General features: G+C 66.8%; 26 protein-coding genes and 1 pseudogene. 14 read left to right on the forward strand and 13 right to left on the reverse strand.

Annotated elements, in window-relative coordinates:
• The first annotated feature begins 219 nt into the window (after nt 1–219).
• A complete protein-coding gene (locus ACSVDM_RS08140) occupies nt 220–510 on the forward strand; it encodes a hypothetical protein (protein WP_439263826.1) in 291 nt (96 codons plus the stop codon).
• A 46-nt stretch (nt 511–556) separates the two neighbouring features.
• Nucleotides 557–1,033: a MarR family winged helix-turn-helix transcriptional regulator gene (locus ACSVDM_RS08145; protein ID WP_439263827.1), complete on the forward strand. Its 477-nt coding sequence runs from the start codon at nt 557–559 to the stop codon at nt 1,031–1,033.
• Between the two features lie 41 nt (nt 1,034–1,074).
• Here ACSVDM_RS08145 and ACSVDM_RS08150 read toward each other — a convergent pair whose 3' ends face one another.
• On the reverse strand, nt 1,075–1,959 hold the full coding sequence (locus ACSVDM_RS08150) for an NAD(P)H-binding protein (protein ID WP_439263828.1): 885 nt from the start codon (nt 1,957–1,959) through the stop codon (nt 1,075–1,077).
• A 121-nt stretch (nt 1,960–2,080) separates the two neighbouring features.
• Between ACSVDM_RS08150 and ACSVDM_RS08155 the strand changes: the two are divergent.
• Together ACSVDM_RS08155 and ACSVDM_RS08160 are read left to right on the forward strand one after the other, a co-directional pair.
• Nucleotides 2,081–2,467 (forward strand): annotated as a pseudogene (locus tag ACSVDM_RS08155) (class I SAM-dependent methyltransferase); the annotation flags it as partial.
• The gene (locus ACSVDM_RS08160; RefSeq protein ID WP_439263829.1) at nt 2,425–2,862 is read left to right on the forward strand and encodes a hypothetical protein; all 438 of its coding nucleotides are present in this window, start codon (nt 2,425–2,427) and stop codon (nt 2,860–2,862) included. The pseudogene ACSVDM_RS08155 and the gene ACSVDM_RS08160, both read left to right, overlap by 43 nt.
• On the opposite strand, the gene ACSVDM_RS08165 is transcribed toward ACSVDM_RS08160, so the two are convergent.
• A complete protein-coding gene (locus tag ACSVDM_RS08165; RefSeq protein WP_439263830.1) occupies nt 2,834–3,259 on the reverse strand; it encodes an NUDIX hydrolase in 426 nt (141 codons plus the stop codon). The two genes, ACSVDM_RS08160 and ACSVDM_RS08165, sit on opposite strands and share 29 nt — an antisense overlap.
• Before the next feature lie 639 nt (nt 3,260–3,898).
• On the opposite strand from ACSVDM_RS08165, the gene ACSVDM_RS08170 reads away from it, so the two are divergent.
• Entirely contained in the window at nt 3,899–5,752 is a 1,854-nt protein-coding gene (locus tag ACSVDM_RS08170; protein ID WP_439263831.1) for an acyl-CoA dehydrogenase family protein, read from the forward strand.
• Nucleotides 5,749–7,284 carry a flavin-containing monooxygenase gene (locus ACSVDM_RS08175; RefSeq protein ID WP_439263832.1) on the forward strand — a complete coding sequence of 512 codons (1,536 nt, stop codon included), beginning with the start codon at nt 5,749–5,751 and terminating at the stop codon, nt 7,282–7,284. The genes ACSVDM_RS08170 and ACSVDM_RS08175 overlap by 4 nt, the downstream gene beginning before the upstream one ends.
• Before the next feature lie 128 nt (nt 7,285–7,412).
• On the opposite strand, the gene ACSVDM_RS08180 is transcribed toward ACSVDM_RS08175, so the two are convergent.
• Together ACSVDM_RS08180 and ACSVDM_RS08185 are read right to left on the reverse strand one after the other, a co-directional pair.
• Nucleotides 7,413–7,910, reverse strand: coding sequence for a diadenosine tetraphosphate hydrolase (locus ACSVDM_RS08180; protein WP_439263833.1), 498 nt, complete (start codon nt 7,908–7,910; stop codon nt 7,413–7,415).
• An 86-nt stretch (nt 7,911–7,996) separates the two neighbouring features.
• Nucleotides 7,997–8,578, reverse strand: coding sequence for a nitroreductase family protein (locus tag ACSVDM_RS08185; RefSeq protein ID WP_439263834.1), 582 nt, complete (start codon nt 8,576–8,578; stop codon nt 7,997–7,999).
• A 174-nt stretch (nt 8,579–8,752) separates the two neighbouring features.
• Here ACSVDM_RS08185 and ACSVDM_RS08190 point away from each other — a divergent pair, with 174 nt between their 5' ends.
• Nucleotides 8,753–8,965 (forward strand): hypothetical protein, encoded by a 213-nt coding sequence (locus ACSVDM_RS08190; RefSeq protein WP_439263835.1) that lies wholly within the window; start codon nt 8,753–8,755, stop codon nt 8,963–8,965.
• Between the two features lie 141 nt (nt 8,966–9,106).
• Here ACSVDM_RS08190 and ACSVDM_RS08195 read toward each other — a convergent pair whose 3' ends face one another.
• Nucleotides 9,107–9,838, reverse strand: a complete 732-nt coding sequence (locus ACSVDM_RS08195; protein ID WP_439263836.1) for a CPBP family intramembrane glutamic endopeptidase — start codon at nt 9,836–9,838, stop codon at nt 9,107–9,109.
• A gap of 258 nt (nt 9,839–10,096) precedes the next feature.
• Here ACSVDM_RS08195 and ACSVDM_RS08200 point away from each other — a divergent pair, with 258 nt between their 5' ends.
• Both ACSVDM_RS08200 and ACSVDM_RS08205 read left to right on the forward strand, forming a co-directional pair.
• Nucleotides 10,097–11,239, forward strand: a complete 1,143-nt coding sequence (locus ACSVDM_RS08200; protein WP_439263837.1) for a N(5)-(carboxyethyl)ornithine synthase — start codon at nt 10,097–10,099, stop codon at nt 11,237–11,239.
• A gap of 100 nt (nt 11,240–11,339) precedes the next feature.
• Nucleotides 11,340–11,936, forward strand: a complete 597-nt coding sequence (locus tag ACSVDM_RS08205; RefSeq protein WP_439263838.1) for a hypothetical protein — start codon at nt 11,340–11,342, stop codon at nt 11,934–11,936.
• Nucleotides 11,937–12,247: 311 nt separating this feature from the next.
• Here ACSVDM_RS08205 and ACSVDM_RS08210 read toward each other — a convergent pair whose 3' ends face one another.
• Together ACSVDM_RS08210 and ACSVDM_RS08215 are read right to left on the reverse strand one after the other, a co-directional pair.
• On the reverse strand, nt 12,248–12,757 hold the full coding sequence (locus ACSVDM_RS08210; protein WP_220138920.1) for a MarR family winged helix-turn-helix transcriptional regulator: 510 nt from the start codon (nt 12,755–12,757) through the stop codon (nt 12,248–12,250).
• Nucleotides 12,758–13,120: 363 nt separating this feature from the next.
• Nucleotides 13,121–13,447: a hypothetical protein gene (locus tag ACSVDM_RS08215; RefSeq protein ID WP_210739934.1), complete on the reverse strand. Its 327-nt coding sequence runs from the start codon at nt 13,445–13,447 to the stop codon at nt 13,121–13,123.
• On the opposite strand from ACSVDM_RS08215, the gene ACSVDM_RS08220 reads away from it, so the two are divergent.
• Nucleotides 13,440–13,772, forward strand: coding sequence for a hypothetical protein (locus ACSVDM_RS08220; RefSeq protein ID WP_439263839.1), 333 nt, complete (start codon nt 13,440–13,442; stop codon nt 13,770–13,772). The two genes, ACSVDM_RS08215 and ACSVDM_RS08220, sit on opposite strands and share 8 nt — an antisense overlap.
• A 94-nt stretch (nt 13,773–13,866) precedes the next feature.
• On the opposite strand, the gene ACSVDM_RS08225 is transcribed toward ACSVDM_RS08220, so the two are convergent.
• From ACSVDM_RS08225 to ACSVDM_RS08240, 4 genes are read right to left on the reverse strand one after another with little or no spacing between them, the layout of a single operon-like run.
• Entirely contained in the window at nt 13,867–15,102 is a 1,236-nt protein-coding gene (locus tag ACSVDM_RS08225; RefSeq protein ID WP_439263840.1) for an NAD(P)/FAD-dependent oxidoreductase, read from the reverse strand.
• On the reverse strand, nt 15,099–15,281 hold the full coding sequence (locus ACSVDM_RS08230; protein WP_067487552.1) for a rubredoxin: 183 nt from the start codon (nt 15,279–15,281) through the stop codon (nt 15,099–15,101). Before ACSVDM_RS08230 ends, ACSVDM_RS08225 begins: the two co-directional genes overlap by 4 nt.
• Nucleotides 15,278–15,451: a rubredoxin gene (locus ACSVDM_RS08235; protein WP_067635371.1), complete on the reverse strand. Its 174-nt coding sequence runs from the start codon at nt 15,449–15,451 to the stop codon at nt 15,278–15,280. Before ACSVDM_RS08235 ends, ACSVDM_RS08230 begins: the two co-directional genes overlap by 4 nt.
• Nucleotides 15,451–16,671 (reverse strand): alkane 1-monooxygenase, encoded by a 1,221-nt coding sequence (locus ACSVDM_RS08240; RefSeq protein ID WP_439263841.1) that lies wholly within the window; start codon nt 16,669–16,671, stop codon nt 15,451–15,453. Before ACSVDM_RS08240 ends, ACSVDM_RS08235 begins: the two co-directional genes overlap by 1 nt.
• A 139-nt stretch (nt 16,672–16,810) precedes the next feature.
• Here ACSVDM_RS08240 and ACSVDM_RS08245 point away from each other — a divergent pair, with 139 nt between their 5' ends.
• Together ACSVDM_RS08245 and ACSVDM_RS08250 are read left to right on the forward strand one after the other, a co-directional pair.
• Nucleotides 16,811–17,410, forward strand: a complete 600-nt coding sequence (locus tag ACSVDM_RS08245) for a TetR family transcriptional regulator (protein ID WP_439263842.1) — start codon at nt 16,811–16,813, stop codon at nt 17,408–17,410.
• Nucleotides 17,411–17,625: 215 nt separating this feature from the next.
• A complete protein-coding gene (locus ACSVDM_RS08250) occupies nt 17,626–18,276 on the forward strand; it encodes a hypothetical protein (protein ID WP_439263843.1) in 651 nt (216 codons plus the stop codon).
• Between the two features lie 112 nt (nt 18,277–18,388).
• On the opposite strand, the gene ACSVDM_RS08255 is transcribed toward ACSVDM_RS08250, so the two are convergent.
• Nucleotides 18,389–19,651: a transcriptional regulator gene (locus ACSVDM_RS08255; RefSeq protein WP_439264016.1), complete on the reverse strand. Its 1,263-nt coding sequence runs from the start codon at nt 19,649–19,651 to the stop codon at nt 18,389–18,391.
• Between the two features lie 111 nt (nt 19,652–19,762).
• On the opposite strand from ACSVDM_RS08255, the gene ACSVDM_RS08260 reads away from it, so the two are divergent.
• Nucleotides 19,763–21,589, forward strand: coding sequence for an NAD(P)-binding domain-containing protein (locus ACSVDM_RS08260; RefSeq protein WP_439263844.1), 1,827 nt, complete (start codon nt 19,763–19,765; stop codon nt 21,587–21,589).
• A gap of 55 nt (nt 21,590–21,644) precedes the next feature.
• Here ACSVDM_RS08260 and ACSVDM_RS08265 read toward each other — a convergent pair whose 3' ends face one another.
• On the reverse strand, nt 21,645–22,232 hold the full coding sequence (locus ACSVDM_RS08265; protein ID WP_439263845.1) for a TetR/AcrR family transcriptional regulator: 588 nt from the start codon (nt 22,230–22,232) through the stop codon (nt 21,645–21,647).
• A gap of 123 nt (nt 22,233–22,355) precedes the next feature.
• On the opposite strand from ACSVDM_RS08265, the gene ACSVDM_RS08270 reads away from it, so the two are divergent.
• Nucleotides 22,356–23,195, forward strand: coding sequence for a CoA transferase (locus tag ACSVDM_RS08270; RefSeq protein ID WP_439263846.1), 840 nt, complete (start codon nt 22,356–22,358; stop codon nt 23,193–23,195).
• Nucleotides 23,196–23,202: the final 7 nt, after the last annotated feature.

Raw genomic sequence — 23,202 nt, forward strand, 5'->3', positions numbered from 1 at the left:
GCCTGCTGGTGCCGCTGGTGGACCGCTTAGCTCCCGGCCGCGTCCTGGCCGCTCAGTTCGGGGTTCTCGCCTGTGCGCTCGCGGCCGGTTCCGCCGCGGGCAGCGCCACCATGCCGGCTCCGATGATCGGCCTGGTCGGCGCCTGTTCGGCGGTCGGGGCCGGGTTGAGCTCCGTCGCCGGCCGGTTGGCGCACCCGCACCGGCGCGCGACGCGTCGTCATGGGTTTCGGCCTCGCGAACACGCTCGTGACGCTGGTCTGCCTGGCGGCCTTCGACGCCGGGCTCTTCGCTGCCCAGGTCGCCAACCAGAGCACGGTGCTGGCGATCGAACCCGGCGCACCGGCACGCTGCAACAGCGCGTACATGCTGGTCTACTTCATCGGTGGCAGCCTCGGGACCGCCTTGGGCGCCGCGGCGGTCGAGTGGTTCGGGTGGCAGGCCACCGCCCTGATCGCGGCGGCAGCCATCGTCGCCGCCGCGATCAGCACAGTACGATCACCGCTCGTATAATATGAAACTCGTATTGTCGTTCGGTGGGTAGGAGAAGAGGGCGCGGATGGCGGCGGACGAAGCGACTCGGCGACGCAAGCTCACGGTGGAGGTCAAAGACGCCCTGCGTGACTTGAATATCGAACTGTCCCTGCTCAATCGGCGCTTCGGCGGCCAGGTGGAGCTGCGGGAGGTGGACTTCACCTGTCTCGACCTCATCAACCGGTACGGCCCGATGTCGCCGAAGGAACTCTCACTCCGGGCCGGCCTGCACCCGGCCACGCTGACCGGGATTCTCGACCGGTTGCAGAACGGTGGATGGATCGTGCGCGAACGCGACCCGGAGTCCGCCGACCGCAGGGCGGTCACCGTCCGTGCTGTGCGCGAACGCAATTCGGCACTCTACGAGGTGTTTTCCGGCATGAACAACCGGATGGACGCGCTGTGCGCCGACTACACCGACGACGAGCTGACGGTGATCGCCGACTTCCTCCGGCGCACCGGTGGTGCCGGCCAGCAATCCGCCGAGGAACTCGCCCGCTGAACGGCGCCGCTGGGATTCGATGTCAGCGGCAAGCCCTCCGGTCAGCGGGTGAAGGCCGCGGCATGGTCGGTGACCCAGGTGGCGAAATCCTCTGCGGGACGGTCCAGGAGGTCGGCGACCGTGGTGGTCGTCGGGCCGGGAACGCGGGCGTAGTCCGCGAGCGAGCCGAGCAGCCGGGCCGGGATCTCCTCGGGGAGTCCCTGTGCCGTCATCGCGGCCCGCACCTGGTCGGGGGTGAGTTCGAGGAACGAGAGGTCGCGACCGGTCACCTCGCCGAGAATGCGGACCTTGTCGGGTTGGGTCAATGATCGGGGACCGGTGAGGACATAGGAGCGATTCCCGTGTCCGTCCTCGGTCAGTGCGCGCACCGCGACGGCGGCGATATCGCGTTCGTGGATCGGCGAGGTGGCCGCATCCCGATACGCACCCCGCACCACGTCACCGGCGCGTAGCTGTGGCGCCCACGCCAGGGTGTTGGCGGCGAAGTCGCTGCAGCGCAAGGCGGTCCACACCATGCCCGAACTCTGGGCGGCGGCCTCGAGGGCTCGGAACCCCGCCATGAAGCGCGGTTCCCCCGCGGGGAACTCGACGGTCGCCGCGGAGACGACCACGACCCGCTCGACCCCGTGATCCGCTGCCGCGGCGAGGATCGCGGTCGCGGAGTCGAGGGCGCCACGCGAGCTCAACAGCACCGCTTCTGCGCCCTTCCATACGTCGGTTGGGATATGCGGTCCCGCTGGATCACCCTGTGTGACAACAACTCCGCTCGGTAGGACGGCATCACGATCCCGGGTGACTGCCGTGACGGGTGCGCCTGCCGCTACCAAGTGGGAGATGACTTCACGGCCCACGATCCCGGTGGCTCCGATGACGACGAACATGGTCGACTTCCCTTCCCTTTCGGCACCAACAAGTACCGAATACATATGATATGAGTGTCATAGTAACTACCCCGGGAGGGATGTAATACGGAAATCAAACTACTTCGCCGTGATGCTCGTCACTGAGGGAAGGGCTAATCTGGGGCGAACGGACATGGGGGAGTCGATGGACGACGCGGGTTTCGATCGCAAACTGGACGCATTCGAACGATGGCAGGCGACCCCCTGGGGCAGGCTCCGATACCGCATAGCCGCCGCAAACCTCGCCACGCGTCTCCCGGCCGGGCGCAGCCTCACGGCCCTCGATGTCGGGGGAGGCAACGGGCTGGATGCCGTAGAGCTGGCCGCTCTCGGTCACCGGGTGACCATCGCCGATCTCTCACGGCCATCCCTCGCCTCGGCCGAGGCGCTCGCCATTGAGCGCGGGCTCGCCGACTACATCACCACCGCGCCGGTCGCCATCGACGACCTGGCGACCGAATTCGGGCACGCGGCGTTCGATATCGTGCTGTGCCACAATGTGATCCAATACCTCCCCGAATCACCGATATCCGCCCTCGCGGCCCAGCTCGCGCCCACAGGTCTGCTCTCCGTCATCGCTCCCAACGCGGCCACGGACCCCTTCTCGCCGCGGTCCGTTCCCGGAATCTCACCGAGGCGCTGCGCCTACTCGACGCCCCGACCCGTGTCACTGTCACCTACGACACCGAAGCGCGAGCCTGCTACGCCGACGACATCGCAGGCGACCTGCGCGACGCGGGCCTGGAAGTGCTGGGCCACAGCGGAATCCGCGTCGTCTGCGACCTCATCACCGACGACGCCCGTAAATCGGACTCCGACTTCTACGCCGATCTGGAACGCCTGGAACTGGCCTTGGCCAACCGGGCGCCGTACCCCCACTTCGCCCGCATGTTCCAGCTCATCGCCCGTCCGTCGCGTACACGCTGAAACTCTCACCGTCGGCGATCCGGCGCATCGCCGCCACCTGATAGGCGATCGCGTCGCCGGGAATCTCGCTCATCTCCCGCCATGTCAGCTCGGAGCACTTGTGCGGTTCGCGGTTGACCACGTCGTCGTCCCACCGTTCGGCGCGGAAGAAGAACCCCACTCTGTGCGGCTGATTTCCGTACCGGTGCTGCATGACGTGCACGCACGTCAGATCCTCGGGGCGTAGCCGGATCCCCACTTCCTCCTCGGCCTCCCGAATGGCTGTCTCGACCACGTCCTCGCCCTCCTCGAGATGCCCGGCCACCAATCCCAGCTGCCCATCGGCGAATCCGGTGTTCGACCGCCGCGACCACAACAACTTCCCGTCGCGCACCAAGACCAGATGCACATCCACCACGCTCCGAAACCGTTCGACCACGCTTGTCTCCCAACAGCTCCCGGCATCGCACCCCGGTGGACGCGACCGAGCACGATCGTATTTCCCACAGGCGCCGAGCGGTTCGGGAATGGGCGTCCATTGATGGGTCGTCGGTCAGTGGTATTCGGGTGCCCATCGGACGAGCTGGTTCACGGCCGAAGGTCGATCGCACACGCCCGCATTCGCTGACGCGTCATCATTCCCGCTGGTCAACCCCCACGCCGCTGCTGATCGGGACGACACCCCGACTCGACCGCGACACACCTGATCCAGGGTAGCGATTGCTGGATGATTGCGGTTGCGCGCGCCGGACGGAGAGCAAACCCCGGACCCGGAGGCAGGCGATCAGTGTTCGGCTGTGTCCGGAGTCATGGAGGAGTCCGACGGTATGGGTGTGCTCAATTCTACTGCCCCGAAGGGCATTCCGTGTGGCCGTGGGCCGCCGCCGCGGTCGGTCGTTCGTGTACAGGACCGGGGCCGCGCCGTTGTGCTGGTGCGGATTCTCCCCGGACATCGGATCGGGTGCCTCCCCGCGAGCACGGGGAGACACCCGAAAGAGCTCTGCGTGGCGGTCGCCACCGCCGCGCGGAGCAACGCAGACACTGGGAGAGCGCTGCTGTGACCACACTAGATGTTCCTGTTGTTCCCGTGTGCCCGGATTCGGCCCATCGGCCGCTCACGGCACCGGCCGACCCGACGGTCGAGTCGTTGCGAACGGCGATTCTCGGCGATTCGCGTGCGACGCACCGCCGGGTGCGCGCCACGACCATCGCCCTGAACGACCGGCCACGATCGGGACTCACCTCCTCTGCGGAGGCCGCGCTGGCACCGGATCTGCTGCGCGCGACGATCGCGGCCCTCGGTGGATCGGCAACGGCCATCGCCGCCGACCCCCGGTTGCGCGGTGCGCTGTGCGAGTGGGCAGCTGTCTACGCCCCGCACCTGTTGCCCGTGCTCACCGGCCACCTCGACTTGGCGATCGGGGCGATCACCGCACTCGGCAACGGTTCGGCGTACCAGCGGGAACTCCTCGCCGAACTCGACACCGGGGAGGCGATCGGCCTGCTGCTGCTGACCGAGCTCGGTGGCACCAACGGCGCCGACCAGCAGACCACCGCCACCTGGGACGGCGCCCGTGGTGGGTTCTGGCTCGACTCGCCCGGTACCGCGAGCTGGAAGTTCATGCCGAACATGGCTGATCCGACCACCCGCAAGACGGGTGTGGTCACCGCCCGCCTGATCGCCGACGGTCGCGACGAAGGCGTGCTGCCCTTCCTGCTGAGGTTGCGTACCGGGCAGGGCCTCGTGCCCGGTCTGAATGTCGCGCCGCTGCCCGACAAGGGCTGGGCGCCGATGGATCACGCGCTGATCCGGTTCGACGCGGTGTTCGTCCCGGCCGACGCACTGCTCGGCGGCCGGTGGGCCGTGCTCGGCGCTGCTGGAATCGAATCGGAAGTTCCGGTGCGGCAACGCTTTCACCGCGCGATCACGGCGTTGGGGGAGGGCAGGCTGGACTTGGCAGGCGCGGCGGCCGCCGGTGCGCGTGCGGCGCTGGCGGTGACGGTGAACTACGCCGATCAGCGTCGCCCGGGCGGCCGGACCTCGATGGCCGACCGGGGAACGGTTCGCCGTGATCTGGTCTCCGCACTGGCCTCGACCTACGCCAGCAGCATCCTCGGCCGCCGCATCCAGGACCTGCGCGTGGCCGCCGCCGAACCGTTCTCCGCGCTGTGGTCGATGCTGGCCAAACCGTTGCTGGCCTACACCGCCCACGACGTGCTGCTGACCTGCCGTCAGCGCAGTGCGGCGCAGGGATCGCTGCGCACCAACTGGATCATCGACTGGATCGGCAACACCGAAGGCATCATCACCGCCGAGGGCGAGTCCCAGCTGCTCTGGAAGCAGGCCGGGCACCTCATCGCCCGCGCGGAGACCGCCCTGACGCTGCCTGCCACGCCGGACCTTCTGCCCTGGTACATCCGCATGCTCGCCGAGCGGGAATCGGCGCTCGCCGCCGCGCTGCGCCGTGGTGACATCGCCGTCGCGAGCACCGCGGTCGACGGCGATACCGCCGCCGTCGAGCTCGCCGCCGCCACCAGCGAAAGGCTCGCCGCCACCGCGTTGTTCCAGGCCTGTGTCACTGCCGACGACGCTTCGGCCCGCCACCTGCTCGAGTCCGCCTGCGTTGTGTACGCGCTGGAGCGAATCCGCGCGCACGGCAGCTGGTTCGCTGCTCACGGACAACTGACGCCCCGGCACGCCCACCGCGTGCACAAGGAATTGCGTTGTGGCATCGACTATCTCGGTACATATCTGAATGTTCTGGTCGACGGCTTCGACATCGAACTCGAGCCCTTCGACGCGCCGATGGCGTCGCCGGACTACCTGCGGTGGTGGGAAACCTGGGCGGGCGGGAAGACCGCGCCGTTCGGCGAGGCGATGCGCTCGATCACCGGGCAGGTGCGGGCATGACCGGACACAGTGTCGAATACGAGGTCGTCGTCGTAGGGGCCGGGTTCGGTGGGCTCACCATGGCATGGGAACTCAAAGAGGCAGGTGTGCGGAACTTCCTGATCCTCGAGGAGGGGCCCGAGGTCGGCGGTGTGTGGCGGGAGAACACCTACCCGGGCTGTTCCTGCGACGTGCCCGCACACCTGTACTCGCTCGCCTTCGACCCCTACCGTGACCCCCGGGTGCGCTACCCCGACGCGCAAGCGATCCTGTCCTACCTGGGTGCGGTCACCGACCGGCACGGGCTGCGTCCCCATCTGCGCTGCGACACCGCCGTGGTGAGCGCCGATTACCGCGACGCCGACCGCACCTGGTCGCTCACCACGTCGGCGGGTGACCAGATCCGCACCAGAGCGGTGGTGTGGGCGGTCGGCCAGCTGCACCGGCCCGCTGTCGCACAGCTGCGCGGAGCCGACACCTTCGGTGGCCCGATGTTCCACTCCGCGCGCTGGGATCACACCGCCGACCTCACCGGACACATCGCCGTGGTCGGTACCGGATCCTCGGCGGCACAGATGATTCCGGAGCTGGCTCGCACCGCTTCGTCGGTCACCGTCTACCAGCGGAGCCCGTCGTGGGTACTGCCCAAGCCCGCCGCATCGTTCGGAGCGATGTCGCGGTGGGCGCTGACCCATATACCCGGCCTGCACGGCTTGTACCGCGCCGGACTGTACCGCGCCGCCGACCTGGTGCTGGCCCCGACCACTCATGCCGGGTGGTCGGCCAAATCGCTGGAATTGGTTGCGCGGGAACATCTTCGACGCCAGGTACGCGATCCGGAGCTGCGCCGAAAGCTCACCCCGGACCACCGGATCGGGGAGAAGCGCATCCTCATCGACAGCGGGTACTACCGCGCGCTCACCGAGCCCCACGTAGAACTCGTCACCGACCCGATCGACCTGATCGTCCCAGACGGTATCCGCACTGTCGACGGCATCGAACGCCGCGCCGACCTCGTCGTCCTGGCCACCGGCTTCCGCGCCCGGGAATTCCTCGACGGCGTCCGGGTCCATGGCCGGGGTGGTGTCGAGCTGCACGACCGGTGGCGAACCGAGGGCCGCCCGACCGCCTTCTACGGACTGGCCGTTCCCGGCTTTCCCAATCTCTACCTGATCGCGGGACCGCACTCGTTCACCCCGACCAACAGCAACCCCGCCGTCAAACAGCACCAGGTCCGCTACATCATGCGCTGCCTGGCACTCAGCGCCCGCCTGCGCGAACCGATCGAGGTCACCGAACAGGCGATGGCGACCTACCTGAACCACCTCGACGACGCGCTCGACCGCACCGTCTGGCGCGACGGCAACGCAACCACCTGGTGGAAAACGGCCGACGGCACCGTCACCAATGCCTGGCCGGGGACGGTAGCCGCCTTCGGAAAGGCGCTCGCCGGAAACAACCCGGCCCTCTCGTTCACGGTGCCGGACTCACGGGAAGGGCTCTCGGGCGCCCCGCAACCACGTCCACACGACGAACCGTGCCGAACGGGATAGTGGCCTCGATTCACGTAATCAGCGCCGGGTGGAGCTGATCGCACCGCACGCCCTCGGGGAGATCGCATCCTCCTCGAGGGCGTCGCTGATGAGACCCGGCGGCGGCGCGGTCTACCTGTCGGGTCCGGTCATTCCTCGGCGAGGATTTCCTGGAGCGCAGTCGAAATGGCGGCCCGCAACGGATCATGCCGGGGGCCGAGCCGATGCTCCGGCGCTTCGCGTTCGGATCCGTAGCGTGCGACCGGTCCCACTCTGAGGTGCTCCGGTTCCCAGTGGTAGCGCGCGTGAATGTGACCGTGCAGATGCGGCCAGAAGTTGCCGAGGACTTCGTAGTTGATCCGGAGGAACCCCGGGTCCGCGGCGCGACAGGCACGTTCGACGGCTTCGCCGAGTATCACCATGTCGCGCATGAAGGCGACTCGATCACTTCTCGGCAGCTCGGTGAGCTGGTCGGCGTCCCCGTCATGGATGAGTACGCAGTACCCCGGGAGGTGCTGCGTGCTACCGATGACCGCCCATCCGCTCCGCATCCGTCCGATGACGGCCGGGTTGGTCCCTTGCCGGGCGGCACCGATCGGATCCTTCGAATAGTCGATCGGCGCACTGTCGGCCGAGATCTCCGCCATGCGATATCTCCGTTCCCGGTGCGCGCCGACAGTATCGAGCGACGCGGCCCGTGTAGATGCGGAGTTCCACGGTAGTTCTCTCGGCGTCAGCCCGTAGTGGAAGATTGTGCTTGCTGCGAAACAATGTTCGCGACTGTCCACATGATGTCGTTCAGCGGTTTACGTCGACGGTCCGTACCAGTGGCGTCACCGACCGGCAGCCCGACGGCCGCCATCGTCGCGATCTTCCAATGATCGGGCAACGCGAACTCGTGGTGCAGTCCGTCCCGGTCGAATGCCCGGAACTGATGCACCTGGAGTCCGAGTTCGTGTGCCTGAAAGGTCAGGTGCGCCACGGCCTGTCCGAGGTCGTAGTCGGCGAACTCGGAGTACTCGAAGTCGGTGTCCGCCACCCGTCGCTGTACGAGGTTGGCGACGAGGAGGCTCGCATCCGGTGCCCAGGCCGCGGAACTTCGGGCGAGGAAACCGGCGAGCCGCCGATGAACAGCATCCCCGCGCACACCGGCGATGAACCGCCACGGTTGTGAATTCCCTGCGGAGGGCGCGCGCCGGGCAGCTTCGAACAGCGAGCTGACCTCGGCCGACGACAGCGTGTGGTCACGGCGGAAACCGTTGGGGCTGTAGCGCTCGAGGACGAAAGGGTGCAGGGCGGGAGCGTGGACGGTCACACGAAAGGCAACCACTCGAGCGGGCCCGACCTTCCCGGGCACGCCCGCAGTTCGGACGGTCCGACCGTCCTGAACCGAGGGAAACCGGACGGGCATGCGACCATACAGGGGTTGTCGGAGGTCGTCGCTATGCTCGGTGTCACCACGGCTCGAAGCCACTCCCAGGGGGAATCCATGACCGACCTACACCCGCGCACGTCCGGCCGTCCTCCGGAACCCGCCCGCCCCGACGAGGTAGAACTCGCCGTGTCTTCGAACGCTGTCCCATTGTTCAGCACCCCCCACCACAACGAACCAACGGCGGCAACACCGACCACCACCGGCCACCAGTTCCCGACCTTCCTCGCCCCCGCGCACCACCGGTCCGACGACGACCCGCAACGCTAGAGCCGTTCCGCACCCGCCGCGACCGCGCCTGAGCGAGACGCCCAGCGACGCTCCAGATCTCGACGGCGGGTTGCCCCACCCAGTGCGGACCGATGCCGAGCGGTGAAGTCACACCACGCCATCCCGCGCGGAGACAACAGGTCAGGCGTGCCGCTCGACGGGTTCGATCGAGTGGCGCCGCACCAGCAGGATGATCGCCAACAGTGGATACACCAGGATCGGGAAGATGGTGCCGGGATAGAACTTCTGGTCGACGAGAATCGCGGTTCCAGTGAGCAGGCTAAAGTCGAACAGACCGTGGATGACGGAGTTGGCGATGTTGCCTCGCGTGACGCGGCGAGTGAGATAGAAGAAGTAGCCCGCGAGGCTGACGACGACCGCCTGGAAGATCGCCGATGCTCCATGGGTGATGCCGTTGGCCAGGTGTACCGCGCCGAATACAAGACTCGACCACAGCGCGACACGGCCCTCGGTGAGACCGTGATCGCGCAGCACCACGACCCCGATGCCGCGGAACATGCCTTCCTCGCCCCACCCGACGAACTGGGTGGCGATCAGCAGGACGACGACGAACAGCCCCCCCTTCTCCGCGAGCGCGGTGTAGCTGATACCGCCGGCGACCGCGACCAGAAGAACGATCGGCACCACACGAACCCACGATCGGGTCGGCCGGTCGTCTCGCAGGACCGGCCGTAACCAGCCGAGGTAAGCGATGACGGCGTAGGTGAAGATCAAAGCGGCACCTAGCGGGATGATCATGCCGTAGAACAACGCCCTGGTGGAGCGGAAGTCGTCTTCCCCGCTGAGGTGCTTCATCAGTATGCCACCGCCCTGGATGATGGCGAGGTAGACGAGGACTATGACAGCGAACATCGGGTACGAGAGGTGCCGACGGGCCGCAGTCGTCGTCCGCGCTGGGATGTGCGGTGTGTTCATCATTGAATCCAAGCGCATACGGCGCCGATGCGGTAACACCTGAGACCGAGACATCTCAGTGGATCGATGTGGCGAAACCATACGCTCGCCCCGAAACCCGCAAGACGGACGAGCGACCGGCCTCGGCGGGCTCGATGCATCGACCCGATCGAGCCGGGGTGAAGGTAGCGGGTAGGCTCACCAGGTGAAGCAACTGTGAAAGACCTGACCGTCGGCGTCGTCGCGACCTCCCGCAAGGAAAACGAGCATCGGCTGGCCATCCATCCGGCCCACCTCGACCGCATCGACCCGGGACTGCGCGGGCAGATCTTTCTCGAACGTGGCTATGGTGACCGTTTCGGTTACTCCGACGAGGCACTCGCTCCGCTGGTCGCCGGGTTCCGCACCCGCGAAGAGCTGTTCGCCGAATGCGATGTGCTGCTGCTGGCCAAACCGCTGGCCGAAGACCTCGAGCAGATGCGGCCCGGCACGATCGTGTGGGGCTGGCCGCACTGTGTGCAGGACGCGCGAATCACCCAGCTGGCCATCGATCGGGAGCTGACCCTGATCGCGTGGGAGGCGATGAACCACTGGACGAAGGCAGGCGTGTTCAGCGTCCACGTCTTCCACAAGAACAACGAGCTCGCCGGCTACTGTTCGGTGCTGCACGCACTCCAATTGCGTGGCGTCACCGGCGATTACGGCCGCCGGATGCGAGCCGCGGTGATCAGCTTCGGTGCTACCGCGCGCGGCGCGGTGCGGGCGCTGTCGGCGCTGGGCATCAGCGATGTGACGGTGCTGACCCAGCGCAGCGTGTCGGCGGTGGCCTCGCCCTTCGCCTCGGTGCGGATGCAGCACTTCGAGCGCGACCCGGCCACCCCGAGCCGTACGTTGGCATTGAAGGCACCGGAACCGGGCCCGCTCGCGGAGATGCTGGCCGGCTACGACGTGGTCGTGAACTGCATGTTCCAGGACACCGAGGCACCACTGACATTCGTGACGAACGACGACCTCGACCTGTTCGCGCGCGGCACGCTGTTCATCGACGTGTCCTGCGACGAGGGGATGGGTTTCGAATGGGCGCGCCCCACCTCGTTCGCCGACCCCATGTTCACCGTGGGTACCGAACTGCACTACTACGGTGTCGATCACAGCCCGTCGTTCCTGTGGGACTCGGCGACCTGGGAGAACTCCGAGGCCCTGCTCGAATACCTGCCGGTCGTGCTCGCCGGCCCCGGCGCGTGGGACGCCAGCGACACGATCCGCCGCGCCATCGAGATTCGAGGCGGTCGCGTGCAGAACCCCCGGATCCTGTCGTTCCAGGACCGTTCCGACGCCTACCCCTACGCGGTGAACTGAGCAGGCCACCATCTCCATCGTGCATGTCGCGTAGCTCGACGAGACGCAGTTCAGCGGACTTTCCGTCGGTACTGAGCGTGACGACCTCGTAGGTACCGACGTGTGGGCCCCTCCTGAAACCGATGTGGATGCCGGTGCTCGCCGAGCTCAGGATTCGCGTGGTGGTCTGCGAGGCGTCTACCTCGTTGTCGTTGCTGGTGACGACGTGGACGGTGGGCGCGCGAGGGATGGAGTCGGGCGTGCGCGCTTCGTCGCAGTCGGCGTCGTAGTCGCGGGAGGGGGCCGCGTCGTTGTGGTCGTCGGTGGCGCGGCGGTGGTCGAGCTCGGTGGGACTGTGCTCGGACCGACGGTCGAGATGTCCGGGGGAATCGCGGTGACGGGCACTGTGGATTCCGGGACCGACGCGACACCCGGATCTTGTGGCGGCGGTGTGGCCTGTACCGAAAGGCTTGCCGTGACGGACAAACTCACGCTGACCGAGGTATCCGGCGAATCCGCAGGCAAGGGATCGGTGCTCACGATGGTCGTCGTTTCCGGTGCGGGGGCAGTGCTCGGCGTTTCGGTGTCGGGTGGGTCGAATCCGGCATCGGTAGCCGGGCCGGCATCCGAGGCGACATCAGGAAAGGCGATCTCACTCGGTGCGTCGGCCGCCGCGCCGGAATCGACCACAGCGGGACTGTCGTCGACGGCGCAGTAGCCGGAAGTCTGTACGGACGGTTCGCCCGAGAACGTCGCCGCATTGTTCGCCGATATCGGCGGGCTCGAATCGGCCGGCATTATCAGCGATATCCCGATTCCCGTGCCGATGACCGCAGCCGCGACCCCCGTACGTGACATCCGCCGCCGGTATCGATCGGCGGGTGCGGCCGAGGCGTGCCGCCCGTATCGACGCAGAGCCCGAGTCCCGGGTTCGATTTCGCTGTGGTCGACGGATTCCATCCTGCGTTCTCCCTCGAGGTATACCCACCGTGCGAACCGGTGGCAACAATGCGGACGTCGCGGCCCATTTCAGGGTTTCGAGTAGGGATGTACCTCGCGTAACCGTTGCCGGTGTATTTGTTGCAGTTCGCCCGCGCGGGTCAGAAAGTCCGCGATTATTTCGAGTTCGGCGGTGTTGTAATAGCTCAGCAACATCTTGTAACTCTCGACGATCATGGGTACGACGATTTCCCGTACCCGATGGGCCGCGAGTTCGGTGGCCATCACTATCACCCGACGACGATCGGTCGGATGCAGCGAGCGGACGATATAGCCCTGTTTCTCCAGCCGGTTGAGCATGATCGTGACGCCCGCAGCGGTGAGGCCGAGCCGTTCGGCCAGCCTTCCCGGGGTGGTGGATTTCTCGTCCTCGAGCAGCACGATTTCGAGTGCGCGTCGATCGGTCTCGTTCACGCCGAGCACTCGGATCAATTCGCGAATCAGATCCTCGACGGATCCGTGATAGAACTCCAGCGCCCTTTTGAGCTCGACCGAGATCCGGGCGGGTTCGCTAGTAGTGGGGCACACGAGCTTTCCCATCAGCAGTCACCGATCAGAGGTTCCCTACGGGCGGAAAGATCGCCGCCGGGCGTTCGAAGGGGGCATGGTGGCTCCTGTCGATCGAACATCACGAGAGCGGCACCACCGCGGCCGCCGAAGTGAACCGTGGCTGTGTCGGACATGCAGCGTACGACACGATGGCGGGTGCGATACGCCCATCGGACTTTTCGGTCGAAATGGTTACCCCGCACCAAAGCCCAAGTGGGGCAACCATTGTCGATAGTGATGTATATGGTCTCGCCGGGACCGGACCGGGCCGCTCGCGCGACCCGGTCCAGACATCTTCACCACGGATTGTCGACGCGGGCGCGGGTCATCGTGCCGTAGCGCCTGTCCATGGGCCTAGGTGACGGTCGTTGTGGTCAGGGTCGGGGAGGGGTTCGGATAGCACGAAGTCGCTACGTTGCCGACGAATGACACGTTGGTGGTCATGGTCATACCGGGGCTGGTGTAGCTGGTTCCCGCGTACTTGCTGGTGATCGACGTCCCCGCGGCACCCGCGGTGACATTGAGGGTCACCGCAGGCGGGGTGAAGCTGGTGCCGCCGGCGATCGGCCCGGGAATGGTGAGCACGACGTTCCCACCGGACGTCGCGACAGTGCCCGCCACGCTACCTCCGGAGGCGGTAGCCGAGACCAGAGTCGAATTCGCCGGCGTGGGAATGGTCATCTTCAGGTTGCTGATGTTGTTCACCGTGAAGCCGGAAGCCGAACTCGGCACCGACGACGCACCAGGTGTGATGGTGATGGCCACGGCGGATCCGGATGCCGCCGAGCCCGGTGCCGTACCGGTGACCGTCGTGTTCATGTTCGAGGTCTGGCTGATGCCGAGGACGGTGCCCCGGCAGGCCCAGTTCACGCTGACCGGTGCCGCGTTGACGGGTGCGGCCAAACAAAAGACGGTAGCGACGGCCACCGGAGCGATAAAGCCTGCACGAAACAGGGAAGTGGTCGATATCATGGCGATCTCCAGGAAATGTCGAGCGGCGGTGTGACGGTATGCCCAACTGCAAAGTGGGTGTTTTAAAAATATAGCTCGCCATCTTCTTTCCGTGGTTGAAATCGCGATCGATGCACCCCGGAATATCGTTATCCGCTATTAGTTGTTTTCTCCGAATAGTTAATTGTGGAAAGGTTTCCACTTATTTCGGAATTGCGGAACGAACTGGGCCAGGGGGCACCGGCGCCGATGGCCGCCCGCGCCGCGCGGAGTTCCCGAGGCCTGGCCATCGCGACGGCGCCGACGGGCAGGCCGTCGCGGACGGCCACGGCGAGGAAGTCCCGCGATTCCAAGGTGCCTTCGATGAGGAGGTCGTCGTGCGGGTGGACCCAGCCTGCGAATTGCAGGGAGAGCCCGTGCTGATCGGTCCAGCCCCAGGGGATTTCGACGGGGACGGCGGGGCGGCCCAGCATGGCCCTGGCCGCGGCGGCCCCCGCGGACATCGCCGAGTTCCACTGCCTGCCGCTCTCGAACTCGCCGCGATGGGAGTTGAAGGCGGTGGTCGCATCGCCCGCGGCGAACACTCCCGGTGCCGATGTGCGGTAGTGCTGATCGATGACGATGCCCTCGTCGACGGCCAGGCCAGCGGCTTCGGCCAAGGCGGTGTCGGGCACCGCTCCGATGGCGATCAGAGCGGCCCCGGCCGACCAGCTGCGCCCGTCGGCCGCCGTGGCCGTCACGCCGTCGGCTGTGTCACCGAGATACGTTGTACTGAAATCTGTTTCGACGACGACACCGTGCTCGTGATGGATGTCGCGCAGCAGGTCCGCCACCGACCGCGGCACCACCCGGTCGAGCAGCGCGGGGCCCGCGTGCAACAGCGTCACATCGGCGCCGAGGCCGCGGGCGGTGGCGGCCACCTCGCAGCCGACCAGCCCGCCGCCGATGATCAGCAGCGACCCGCCTGCATCGATCGCCGTTCGCAGCGCCGTGATGTCGGACAGCGCCCGCAAGGTGTGCACGCGGGTGGACGCGGTGTCGATGTGGCGTGCCCGCGCGCCGGTCGCGAGCAGCAAGCTGTCGTAGCCGAGGTCTTCACCCGTGCTCAATCGCACCGACGCGCGGTCGATGTCGATCGCGTCGACCCTGGTCGCCGTCCGAAGATCGAGGACATTGTCGGCCCAGAACTTCGCGGGCTTCAGCAGGGTGCGTTCCGCCGAGGCGGTGCCCGCCAGCAGTTCCTTCGAGACCGCGGGCCGACGATAGGGCATCGTCGGTTCCGCGCCGACGAGCACGATCTCGCCGGCATACCCCTCGCGGCGCAAGGTGTGTGCCGCGGTGGCACCGGCGACACCGGCGCCGACGATCACGATCCGCTCGCTCATCCGCGACTCACCTCGCGCATGTCGAAGTCGGCCTTGGCCGCACCGCAGTCGGGGCAGGACCAGTCGTCGGGAATGTCGTCCCACCGGGTGCCGGGTTCGATCCCGTCCTCCGGCCAGCCGAGTGCCTCGTCGTACTCGAATCCGCATTGGACGCACTGGAACAGCTTGTAGTCGTTCATCGTCGGAGTTCCTTCGGTTCGAAATCGACCTTCTCGCGGACACCACAGTCGGGACAGCACCACTGTTCGGGAATCAGCGACCAAGCGGTGCCCGCGGCGAAACCTTCACGGGGAGCACCGAATCGCTCGTCGTAGACGTAGTCGCACACGGGGCAGAGGTAGGCGGCCATCAGATCGCTCCGTACCGCGCGAGGATCTCGGCGCGCTTGCTCGGCTGGATATTCACCCGGGTGATGTCGCCGTTGTAGTGCGCGAGCACGCGAGGGTCCATCACCTTGCGCCACAAGGGGGTCAGATAGGCCAGGCCGATCAGGCTCGCGTAGCCACTGGGCAGTTCGGGCGCGCCGTCCATGTGGCGCAGGATCTGGTAGCGCCGGGTGGGATTGGCGTGGTGGTCGCTGTGGCGTTGCAGGTGGTAGAGGAAGATATTGGTGACGATGTGGTCGGAGTTCCAGCTGTGCTCGGGGGTGCAGCGCTCGTAGCGACCCGAGGCGGTCCTGCTCCGCAGCAGACCGTAGTGCTCGAGGTAGTTCACCGTCTCCAGCAGGGAGAATCCGTAGACGGCCTGGATCACCAGGAACGGCAGGATCGCGGGGCCGAACACCGCGACCAGCGCCACCCACAGCGCCACCGACATCGCCCACGCGTTGAGCACGTCGTTGTGCGGCGAGAACGGGCTCTTGTCGAGCCGGCGCAGGCGGGTGGCCTCCAGTTCCCACGCGGACTTCAGGCTGCCCCACACACTGCGCGGCAGGAAACTCCAGAACGATTCGCCGAAGCGGGCACTTGCCGGGTCCTCCGGCGTCGCGACACGTACGTGGTGCCCGCGGTTGTGCTCGATGTAGAAATGCCCGTAGAAGGTCTGGGCCAGCGTGATCTTCGACAGCCAGCGCTCGAGTTCGTCCTTCTTGTGGCCGAGTTCGTGTGCGGTGTTGATGCCGACGCCGCCCATCGCCCCGATGGTGAAGGCCAACCCGATCTTCGAGGCCAGGCCGAGACCGCCGTCGATTCCGAGCCAGGACAGGTTGTCCGCGGTCCAGAGGTAGCAGGCGAAGACCAGGCTGAACAGCTGTAGCGGAATGTAGGCGTAGGTGCAGTAGCGGTAGTACCTGTCGTTCTCCAGCCGTGCCATCATCTCTTCCGGCGGATTCGCACCGTCGGGCCCGAAGAAGCGGTCGAGGGTCGGCAGCAGGACGTACACCAGGATCGGGCCGAGCCACCACCACACCGGCGCCACCACCTGCCAGCCCAGCTGGTTGAACGCCCAGACGAGCGCCGTGGCCAGCATCGCCGCACTCGGGGCGACCAGGCCGAACAACCACAGATAGCGCTTGGAATCACGCCATTGCGGGGTCGTGGCCGGTTCTTCGTGGTTTCGCGAGGTCGTCATCTCGTTCTCCTGATCACCGAGACCTGTCCCGGGTGTTGTCGAGCTTGTTTACAACTGATGCCGATGTGTTCTCAGTAAATACACATAGGCAACAGTTGTCAACGAAGCTGTCAGTCCAGGCCACATGTACGATGACTGGGTGGCCGAATCGCTGAACTTCCAGTCCGAGATGCGTCAGCTGTTGCGCGACCGCATGCTCGACGCCGCCCGCACCATGGTCGTTTCCGAAGGGTGGGGCGCGGTGAACATGTCGCGCATCGCAAAGGAAGTCGGCATCAGCAGGCCGGTCCTCTACAAGGAGATCGGCACCAAGCAAGCATTGGCGGATGCCCTCATCGAGCGCGAGACCGGCATCTACCTGAGCGGGGTGGCCGACACGCTGGCCGAGCATCCGGCCGACCCGCTCGCCGGGATCACCGCCGCTGCCGAGTACACCCTGCGTACCGCCGGTGACAACACGCTGATCAAGGCCGTCCTCGCCGCTCGCCAGGACGCCGATACCGCCCTGCTGCCCGCCCTGGTGAGCGACGCGCAGCCGGTGCTCGTCCGGGCGGTCGACGCGCTCACGATCACGGTGCGCGACTACTACCGACTGCCTCAGCTGTCCGACGAGGAGATCACCACGATCGTCGAGATCATGGTGCGGCTCACCCTGAGTCACCTGTTCCAGCCGACCGGCAGTGTCGACCGCGCGGTGGCGCAGATCGGTGCAGTGCTGGCCGGTGTGTTCCCGGCCTGAGTCGAACTCCGTGCTGCGGGCGTGCTGCTGTGGATCAATAATTCCTGACTGATTGGTTTGAAAACGAATTAGTTCAAAGCTTGTGCTGAGCACCAGGTTTCGTTGATACGGTCATCTGGCTGGGCCGTTATGCCCGGTGCGTCTCGCGGCACGACGATCCAGTCGGTCGCCTGATGCGTTCTCTGGTTTGATGAATCGAGACCACTATGTTCGGAATGCGCACCAGCCATCTTCTGGCAGCGATCACCGTGGCCGCACCCTTGCTCGCGACCGCCGCGCTCTCGGCGCCCGCGCACGCGGCAACCACCACCTGGACAGTCGTCAACCCCAACAGCAACGGCGCCTTCTCGGCGGTGTCGGGACCGCTGGTCGTGAAGAACAAAAGCGGCACAATGATATTCACCTGTCCGAGCCTGACCTCATCGGGCTCCCTGCCCGCAGGTACCCGGACGACCTCCGGGCTCGGTGCCATCAAGTACACGGACCTGATCACCTGCACCGCTCCCGACGGCGCGGCGTGGCGAGGGCAGTTCACCGCGGCGGCAGGCGCCTCGAACTTCACGGGCAAGTCCTACAACCCGGCCACGGGGACGACCTCGCTGGTCAACGGCGACCTGTTCAACTCGATCAACCTGGTCTTCAATACGGTCGCCGGAAACTCGTGCGCGTTCTGGACCCATCACACCGCGATGACGTACACGAACGCCACTTCTGCTCTCAAAGCGACTACGGCCATGGTGAAGCTGGGCAAGACCGATACCGGGGCGCTGACCTGTCAGGGTCTCCTGACCCAGGACGAGACGATCACCTTCGCCACCGAGTACAAGGTCACACCGGCGATCAAGATCACCGCAACGGTCAGTTGATCTGGCATCGAAGGCTGCCTTGACTATCGGCTCTGTCGGCGCCCGTTCAGCGCCGGGATGCGTGCATTCCGTCCCGGCGCTGATCGTCCGAGTGCGGCATCGGCCGCGAAGGTCACCGGCAGAGTGCGCGCAGGCCGGGTCCCGCGCTGTGCCGGACGAAATCGCAGTCTGCGAGGCGCTCGGCTGAGCCGAAAGAAACTGTGAGACTAGTAGATTCGGCGATCCGATAGGGGCGGCTCGCCACCACCGAACCGAGTGTCCGCCGCAGTCGGGAGATCTCGGCGCGCACCGCGACGGCGTGGTCCGCATCGCCGAACAGCGCTTCACTGAGCCGTCCGACCGTCATGCCCTGCCGGCCGTGCAGGTGCAACAGCAGCAGGATCTCGGCATGGCGCGCCGACAGCGCACAGCACCAGGTGGATTCGCCGCCGACTGCGCGCAGGGTCGGCGGCCCGGACAGGTCCAGTTCCAATCGGGTGAGCCGGGAGCCGGAGTCCGGGCGGATCAGCCATCCGTCGGCGAGTTGTTCGGCGGTGCACAGTCCGAGCCCGGGAACGGTGATCGGGCGGTCGGGTCCCGGCACGGCCACCCGGTGCGTGGCGCCCACACCGACGGCCTGGGCGACCCAGCCGTTGTCGTCGACGACCAGGGCAGGGCCGGACAGCCCGGCCAGGGCGGGGCCCGCCGCCGAACGCAGCCGGTCGAGCCGGGTCTCGTGATGACGCCACAGTTGCGCTTCGGCCAGCCGCACGCCGGTGCGCACCAGCGCGGTGACAGCCGGATGCAGGGCCAGTGCTGGACCGCTGATGTCGACGATTCCGAGCAGGGTGCCGGTGCGTGGGTCGTGGATCGGGGCCGCCGTGCAGAACCAGGGGTGCTGGAACTGCTCGAAGTGCTCACCGGAGAACAACTGGACCGGATTGGCCTCGGCCAGCGCGGTGCCGATCGCGTTCGTGCCGACCGCGTCCTCGGTCCAGCGCGCGCCTTCGCGGAAACCGAGGGTGTCGGCCCGGTGGCGCGCCTTCGCCGAGCCGTGCCGCCAGAGGATCACGCCCTCGGCGTCGGCGACCACCAGCATCAGTTGGGAAGCGGTGTCGGTGAGGTCGGACAGCGCCTGCGTGAGATCCTCGATCACCGCGGTGAGCGAGGATTCGCGGCGCCTGCGTTCGACATCGTCGACGGCCAGCATCGAGCGCGCCCTCGGCTGGTCGGGCACCAGACCCGCCGCCAGCACCCGCGACCACGACCGGGCGACGAGCGGACGAGGCCGCAGCGGCGAACGCCCACCGGCGATCACGGCGTCGTGCATGCGGATCAGCTCACGCGCGTACCCGGAAAGGTCGGTGCCGGGTTCGAACGCGCCGAAATCGCCCACGCCTGCGCCCTTCATCGGTGCTGTCTGCCAGCGCTGCAACGCGCTGCAACGATTGTGCCACCCGCCCCGCATGACGTGTGCTTCATGTCACAGATTGTGGAGGAGGATTCGATGACCCAGACACTCGATCCCGTCGTCGACGGGTCGGACGTAGCCGGACCCCAGCAGCGGGTGGACGCCTGGCTGACGGCGTTCGAAGCGGCCCTGGCCGCGCGCGATGTCGACACGGCGGCGAGCATGTTCGCCACCGACAGCTTCTGGCGCGACCTGATCGCGTTCACCTGGAACATCAAGACCGTCGAAGGCCGGCCGGGCATCGCCGACATGCTGCGCGCCCAGCTCGCCGACACCGACCCGTCCGGATTCCACACCACCGAGACGCCGACCGAGGCCGACGGGGTGATCAGCGCATGGATCGGGTTCGAGACCGGAGCCGGACGCGGTGTCGGGCACCTGCGGCTCACCGACGAAGGCGCCTGGACGCTGCTCACCACCATGCAGGAGCTGAAGGGTTTCGAGGAGAACAAGGGCCCGCGACGGCCACGGGGTGTGCGTCACGGCGCCGACCGCGCCCGGGTGACCTGGTCCGAGCAACGCGAACGCGAACAGCACGAACTCGGCTACACCCGGCAGCCGTTCGTGCTCGTCGTCGGTGGGGGACAGGGCGGCATCGCCCTCGGCGCGCGGCTACGCCAGCTCGGTGTGCCCGCACTCGTCGTCGACAAGCACGACCGGCCCGGTGACCAGTGGCGCAAGCGGTACAAGTCGCTGTGCCTGCACGATCCGGTCTGGTACGACCACCTGCCGTATCTGCCGTTCCCCGACAACTGGCCGGTGTTCGCGCCGAAGGACAAGATCGGCGACTGGCTCGAGATGTACACCAAGGTGATGGAGGTGCCGTACTGGTCCAAGACCACTTGCACCTCGGCGCGCTACGACCAGGCGAGCGAAACCTGGGTGGTCGAGGTGGAACGCGACGGTGACCCGCTCGTGCTGCGCCCCCACCACCTGGTGCTCGCGACCGGGATGTCGGGCAAACCGAACATCCCGAATTTCCCAGGGATGGAGCGCTTTCGGGGCGAGCAGCACCACTCCAGCCGGCACCCCGGGCCGGACCGCTACGCGGGCAAACGTGCCGTGGTGATCGGGGCCAACAACTCCGCCCACGACATCTGTGGCGCCCTGTGGGAGGCGGGTGCCGACGTCACCATGGTGCAGCGGTCCTCCACCCACATCGTGAAGTCGGATTCGCTGATGGAACTCGGCCTGGGCGACCTGTACTCCGAGCGAGCCGTGGCGGCCGGAATGACCACGCAGAAAGCCGATCTCTCCTTCGCGTCGCTGCCGTACCGGATCATGCCCGACTTCCAGATACCGGTCTACGCCGCGATCCGTGAGCGCGACGCCGACTTCTACGCGCGCCTGGAACGCGCCGGGTTCGAGCTCGACTGGGGCGACGACGGCTCCGGATTGTTCATGAAATACCTGCGCCGAGGTTCGGGCTACTACATCGATGTGGGCGCCGCCGAACTCGTCGCCAACGGCGATATCCGTCTGGCGCACGGGCAGGTTCGTGAACTCACCGAGGACAGCGTGATCCTGGCCGACGGCACCGAACTGCCCGCCGACCTCGTCGTCTACGCGACCGGCTACGGGTCGATGAACGGCTGGGCGGCCGATCTCATCGGACAGGACGTCGCGGACGCGGTGGGCAAGTGCTGGGGCTACGGTTCGGGCACCACCAAGGACCCCGGCCCCTGGGAAGGGGAACTGCGCAACATGTGGAAGCCGACCAAGCAGCCCGGGCTGTGGTTCCACGGCGGCAACCTGCATCAGTCCCGCCACTATTCGCTGTATCTGGCGCTGCAGCTGAAGGCTCGTTTCGAAGGAGTTCCGACCCCGGTCTACGGGTTGCAAGAGGTCCATCACCTGAGCTGATCGTGTCCGCGGTCGGTTCGACCGATCGCCAGGAACGACGCCCCCAGCCCCGAGCTCACTCTGTCACGGTGACAGAGAGCCGTGGTCTGGGGGCGTCGCTGTATTCGGCTACTCGTTCCCACACGGCGTCGATCATCGGCGCGAGCAGCAGGTCGCCGAATTGGCGGACGAGCACCGCGACGATCTGGATGGATTCGCGTCGCGTGCTTGAGGCCAGCCCCGCCGCGCGCAGGGTGGTGACTTCTCGTCGTGTCAGCGCGATCAGGGACTCCAGCAGGTGGAGCTGGGTGTCGGACGGCTCGAGCACGGCTCGCCGGACGTAATTCACCACAGCGGGGGTGTCCTGCAACATCTTTCGCACCGCCTCGTCGCGTGCGGCGGCCAGCTCGGCGGTCGAGCCGGCGGGGGCGACCGAGGTGACGGCCGCGTCGAAGTAGTCGACGACCAGCCGGTCCACCGCGTCTACCAGGCCCGCCTTCGTCTTGAAGTGGTGCTGGACCAGCCCGAGCGTCACTCCGGCGCGTGAGGCAACCGCGCGCAGGGACACCTTGGACTCGCCGTGCTCGGCGAACAGGTCGATGGCGGCGTTGCGGATGCGCGCTTTGGCGGTGAGATCGCCTTCGGCTGCCCGGGGGTTCAGCATCGGACCTCGGCTTTCTTCGATGTCTTGACCGATTGTAGCGGCAACTACCCATTCAGATTGAAGGCAATACGCTAGACACAACAGCAATACAAACGTATAGTCTGCGGCGAACTGGAGGTGGACATGACACAACCGCTCGCCGGAGTCGAGGTGGTCTCGCTCGCGGTGAATCTGCCCGGCCCGCTCGCCGCCGCGCGGCTCGCCGAACTCGGGGCGCGGGTCACCAAGGTGGAGCCGCCCAATGGTGATCCGTTGGCCGTCGGGGCACCGCAGTGGTACGCGAAGCTGATCGCGAACCAGATCGTGTGCACCCTCGACGTCAAACAGCAGGCCGACCGCGCCGAACTGGACGGACTGCTGGCCGGTGCGGACGTGCTGATCACCTCGATGCGCCCCAGCGCCCTGGCCAGGCTGGGTCTCGCCGAACCGCAGCGCCGGTTCCCCCGGCTGTCGCTCGTGGAGATCGTCGGCCACGCCGACGACCCGGAGACGGCGGGGCACGACCTGAACTACCAGGCCGTCCACGCCACGCTGACACCACCGCGGATGCCGACGGTCCCGATCGCCGACATGCTCGGCGCCGAACGCGCCGTCTCCACCGCGCTGGCCGCACTGGTCCACCGCGGCGAAACCGGTGGGGGACAGTCGTATCGGGTCGCGCTGGAAGCGGCCGCCGCACAGGCGGGCGACGCCGTGCGCTATGGCCTGATGGGTCCGGACGCGGTACTCGGCGGCGCGTTCCCCGGCTACGGGATCTACCCGTGCCGTGACGGATACGTCGCACTCGGCGCGGTGGAACCGCACTTCTTCCTGCGCACTCTCGAAACCTTCGGTGCGACAGGGACGCACGAGAGCCTGCACGCGGCGTTCGCGGAATCGACCATCGCCGAACTCGAGGCGATCGCCGCACGCGCCGACATCCCCCTCAACGGGGTCCGCATCCCCGAACCAACCGGAAAGTAGCACCAAC

Origin of the sequence: Nocardia sp. JW2, from assembly GCF_051843015.1 — a bacterium.
Classification (GTDB): domain Bacteria; phylum Actinomycetota; class Actinomycetes; order Mycobacteriales; family Mycobacteriaceae; genus Nocardia; species Nocardia coubleae.

Excerpts from the sequence above, each read along its gene's own strand:
- ACSVDM_RS08190 (WP_439263835.1), top strand. The coding sequence starts at position 8,753 with ATGACCGACCTACACCCGCGCACGTCCGGCCGTCCTCCGGAACCCGCC.
- ACSVDM_RS08215 (WP_210739934.1), bottom strand. The coding sequence starts at position 13,447 with ATGACCATTCCCACGCCGGCGAATTCGACTCTGGTCTCGGCTACCGCC.
- ACSVDM_RS08180 (WP_439263833.1), bottom strand. The coding sequence starts at position 7,910 with ATGGCGGAGATCTCGGCCGACAGTGCGCCGATCGACTATTCGAAGGAT.
- ACSVDM_RS08250 (WP_439263843.1), top strand. The coding sequence starts at position 17,626 with ATGCGCACCAGCCATCTTCTGGCAGCGATCACCGTGGCCGCACCCTTG.
- ACSVDM_RS08240 (WP_439263841.1), bottom strand. The coding sequence starts at position 16,671 with ATGACGACCTCGCGAAACCACGAAGAACCGGCCACGACCCCGCAATGG.
- ACSVDM_RS08140 (WP_439263826.1), top strand. The coding sequence starts at position 220 with ATGGGTTTCGGCCTCGCGAACACGCTCGTGACGCTGGTCTGCCTGGCG.
- ACSVDM_RS08220 (WP_439263839.1), top strand. The coding sequence starts at position 13,440 with ATGGTCATCTTCAGGTTGCTGATGTTGTTCACCGTGAAGCCGGAAGCC.
- ACSVDM_RS08150 (WP_439263828.1), bottom strand. The coding sequence starts at position 1,959 with ATGTATTCGGTACTTGTTGGTGCCGAAAGGGAAGGGAAGTCGACCATG.
- ACSVDM_RS08230 (WP_067487552.1), bottom strand. The coding sequence starts at position 15,281 with ATGAACGACTACAAGCTGTTCCAGTGCGTCCAATGCGGATTCGAGTAC.
- ACSVDM_RS08260 (WP_439263844.1), top strand. The coding sequence starts at position 19,763 with ATGACCCAGACACTCGATCCCGTCGTCGACGGGTCGGACGTAGCCGGA.
- ACSVDM_RS08270 (WP_439263846.1), top strand. The coding sequence starts at position 22,356 with ATGACACAACCGCTCGCCGGAGTCGAGGTGGTCTCGCTCGCGGTGAAT.
- ACSVDM_RS08210 (WP_220138920.1), bottom strand. The coding sequence starts at position 12,757 with ATGGGAAAGCTCGTGTGCCCCACTACTAGCGAACCCGCCCGGATCTCG.
- ACSVDM_RS08225 (WP_439263840.1), bottom strand. The coding sequence starts at position 15,102 with ATGAGCGAGCGGATCGTGATCGTCGGCGCCGGTGTCGCCGGTGCCACC.
- ACSVDM_RS08235 (WP_067635371.1), bottom strand. The coding sequence starts at position 15,451 with ATGGCCGCCTACCTCTGCCCCGTGTGCGACTACGTCTACGACGAGCGA.
- ACSVDM_RS08195 (WP_439263836.1), bottom strand. The coding sequence starts at position 9,838 with ATGTTCGCTGTCATAGTCCTCGTCTACCTCGCCATCATCCAGGGCGGT.
- ACSVDM_RS08175 (WP_439263832.1), top strand. The coding sequence starts at position 5,749 with ATGACCGGACACAGTGTCGAATACGAGGTCGTCGTCGTAGGGGCCGGG.
- ACSVDM_RS08145 (WP_439263827.1), top strand. The coding sequence starts at position 557 with ATGGCGGCGGACGAAGCGACTCGGCGACGCAAGCTCACGGTGGAGGTC.
- ACSVDM_RS08265 (WP_439263845.1), bottom strand. The coding sequence starts at position 22,232 with ATGCTGAACCCCCGGGCAGCCGAAGGCGATCTCACCGCCAAAGCGCGC.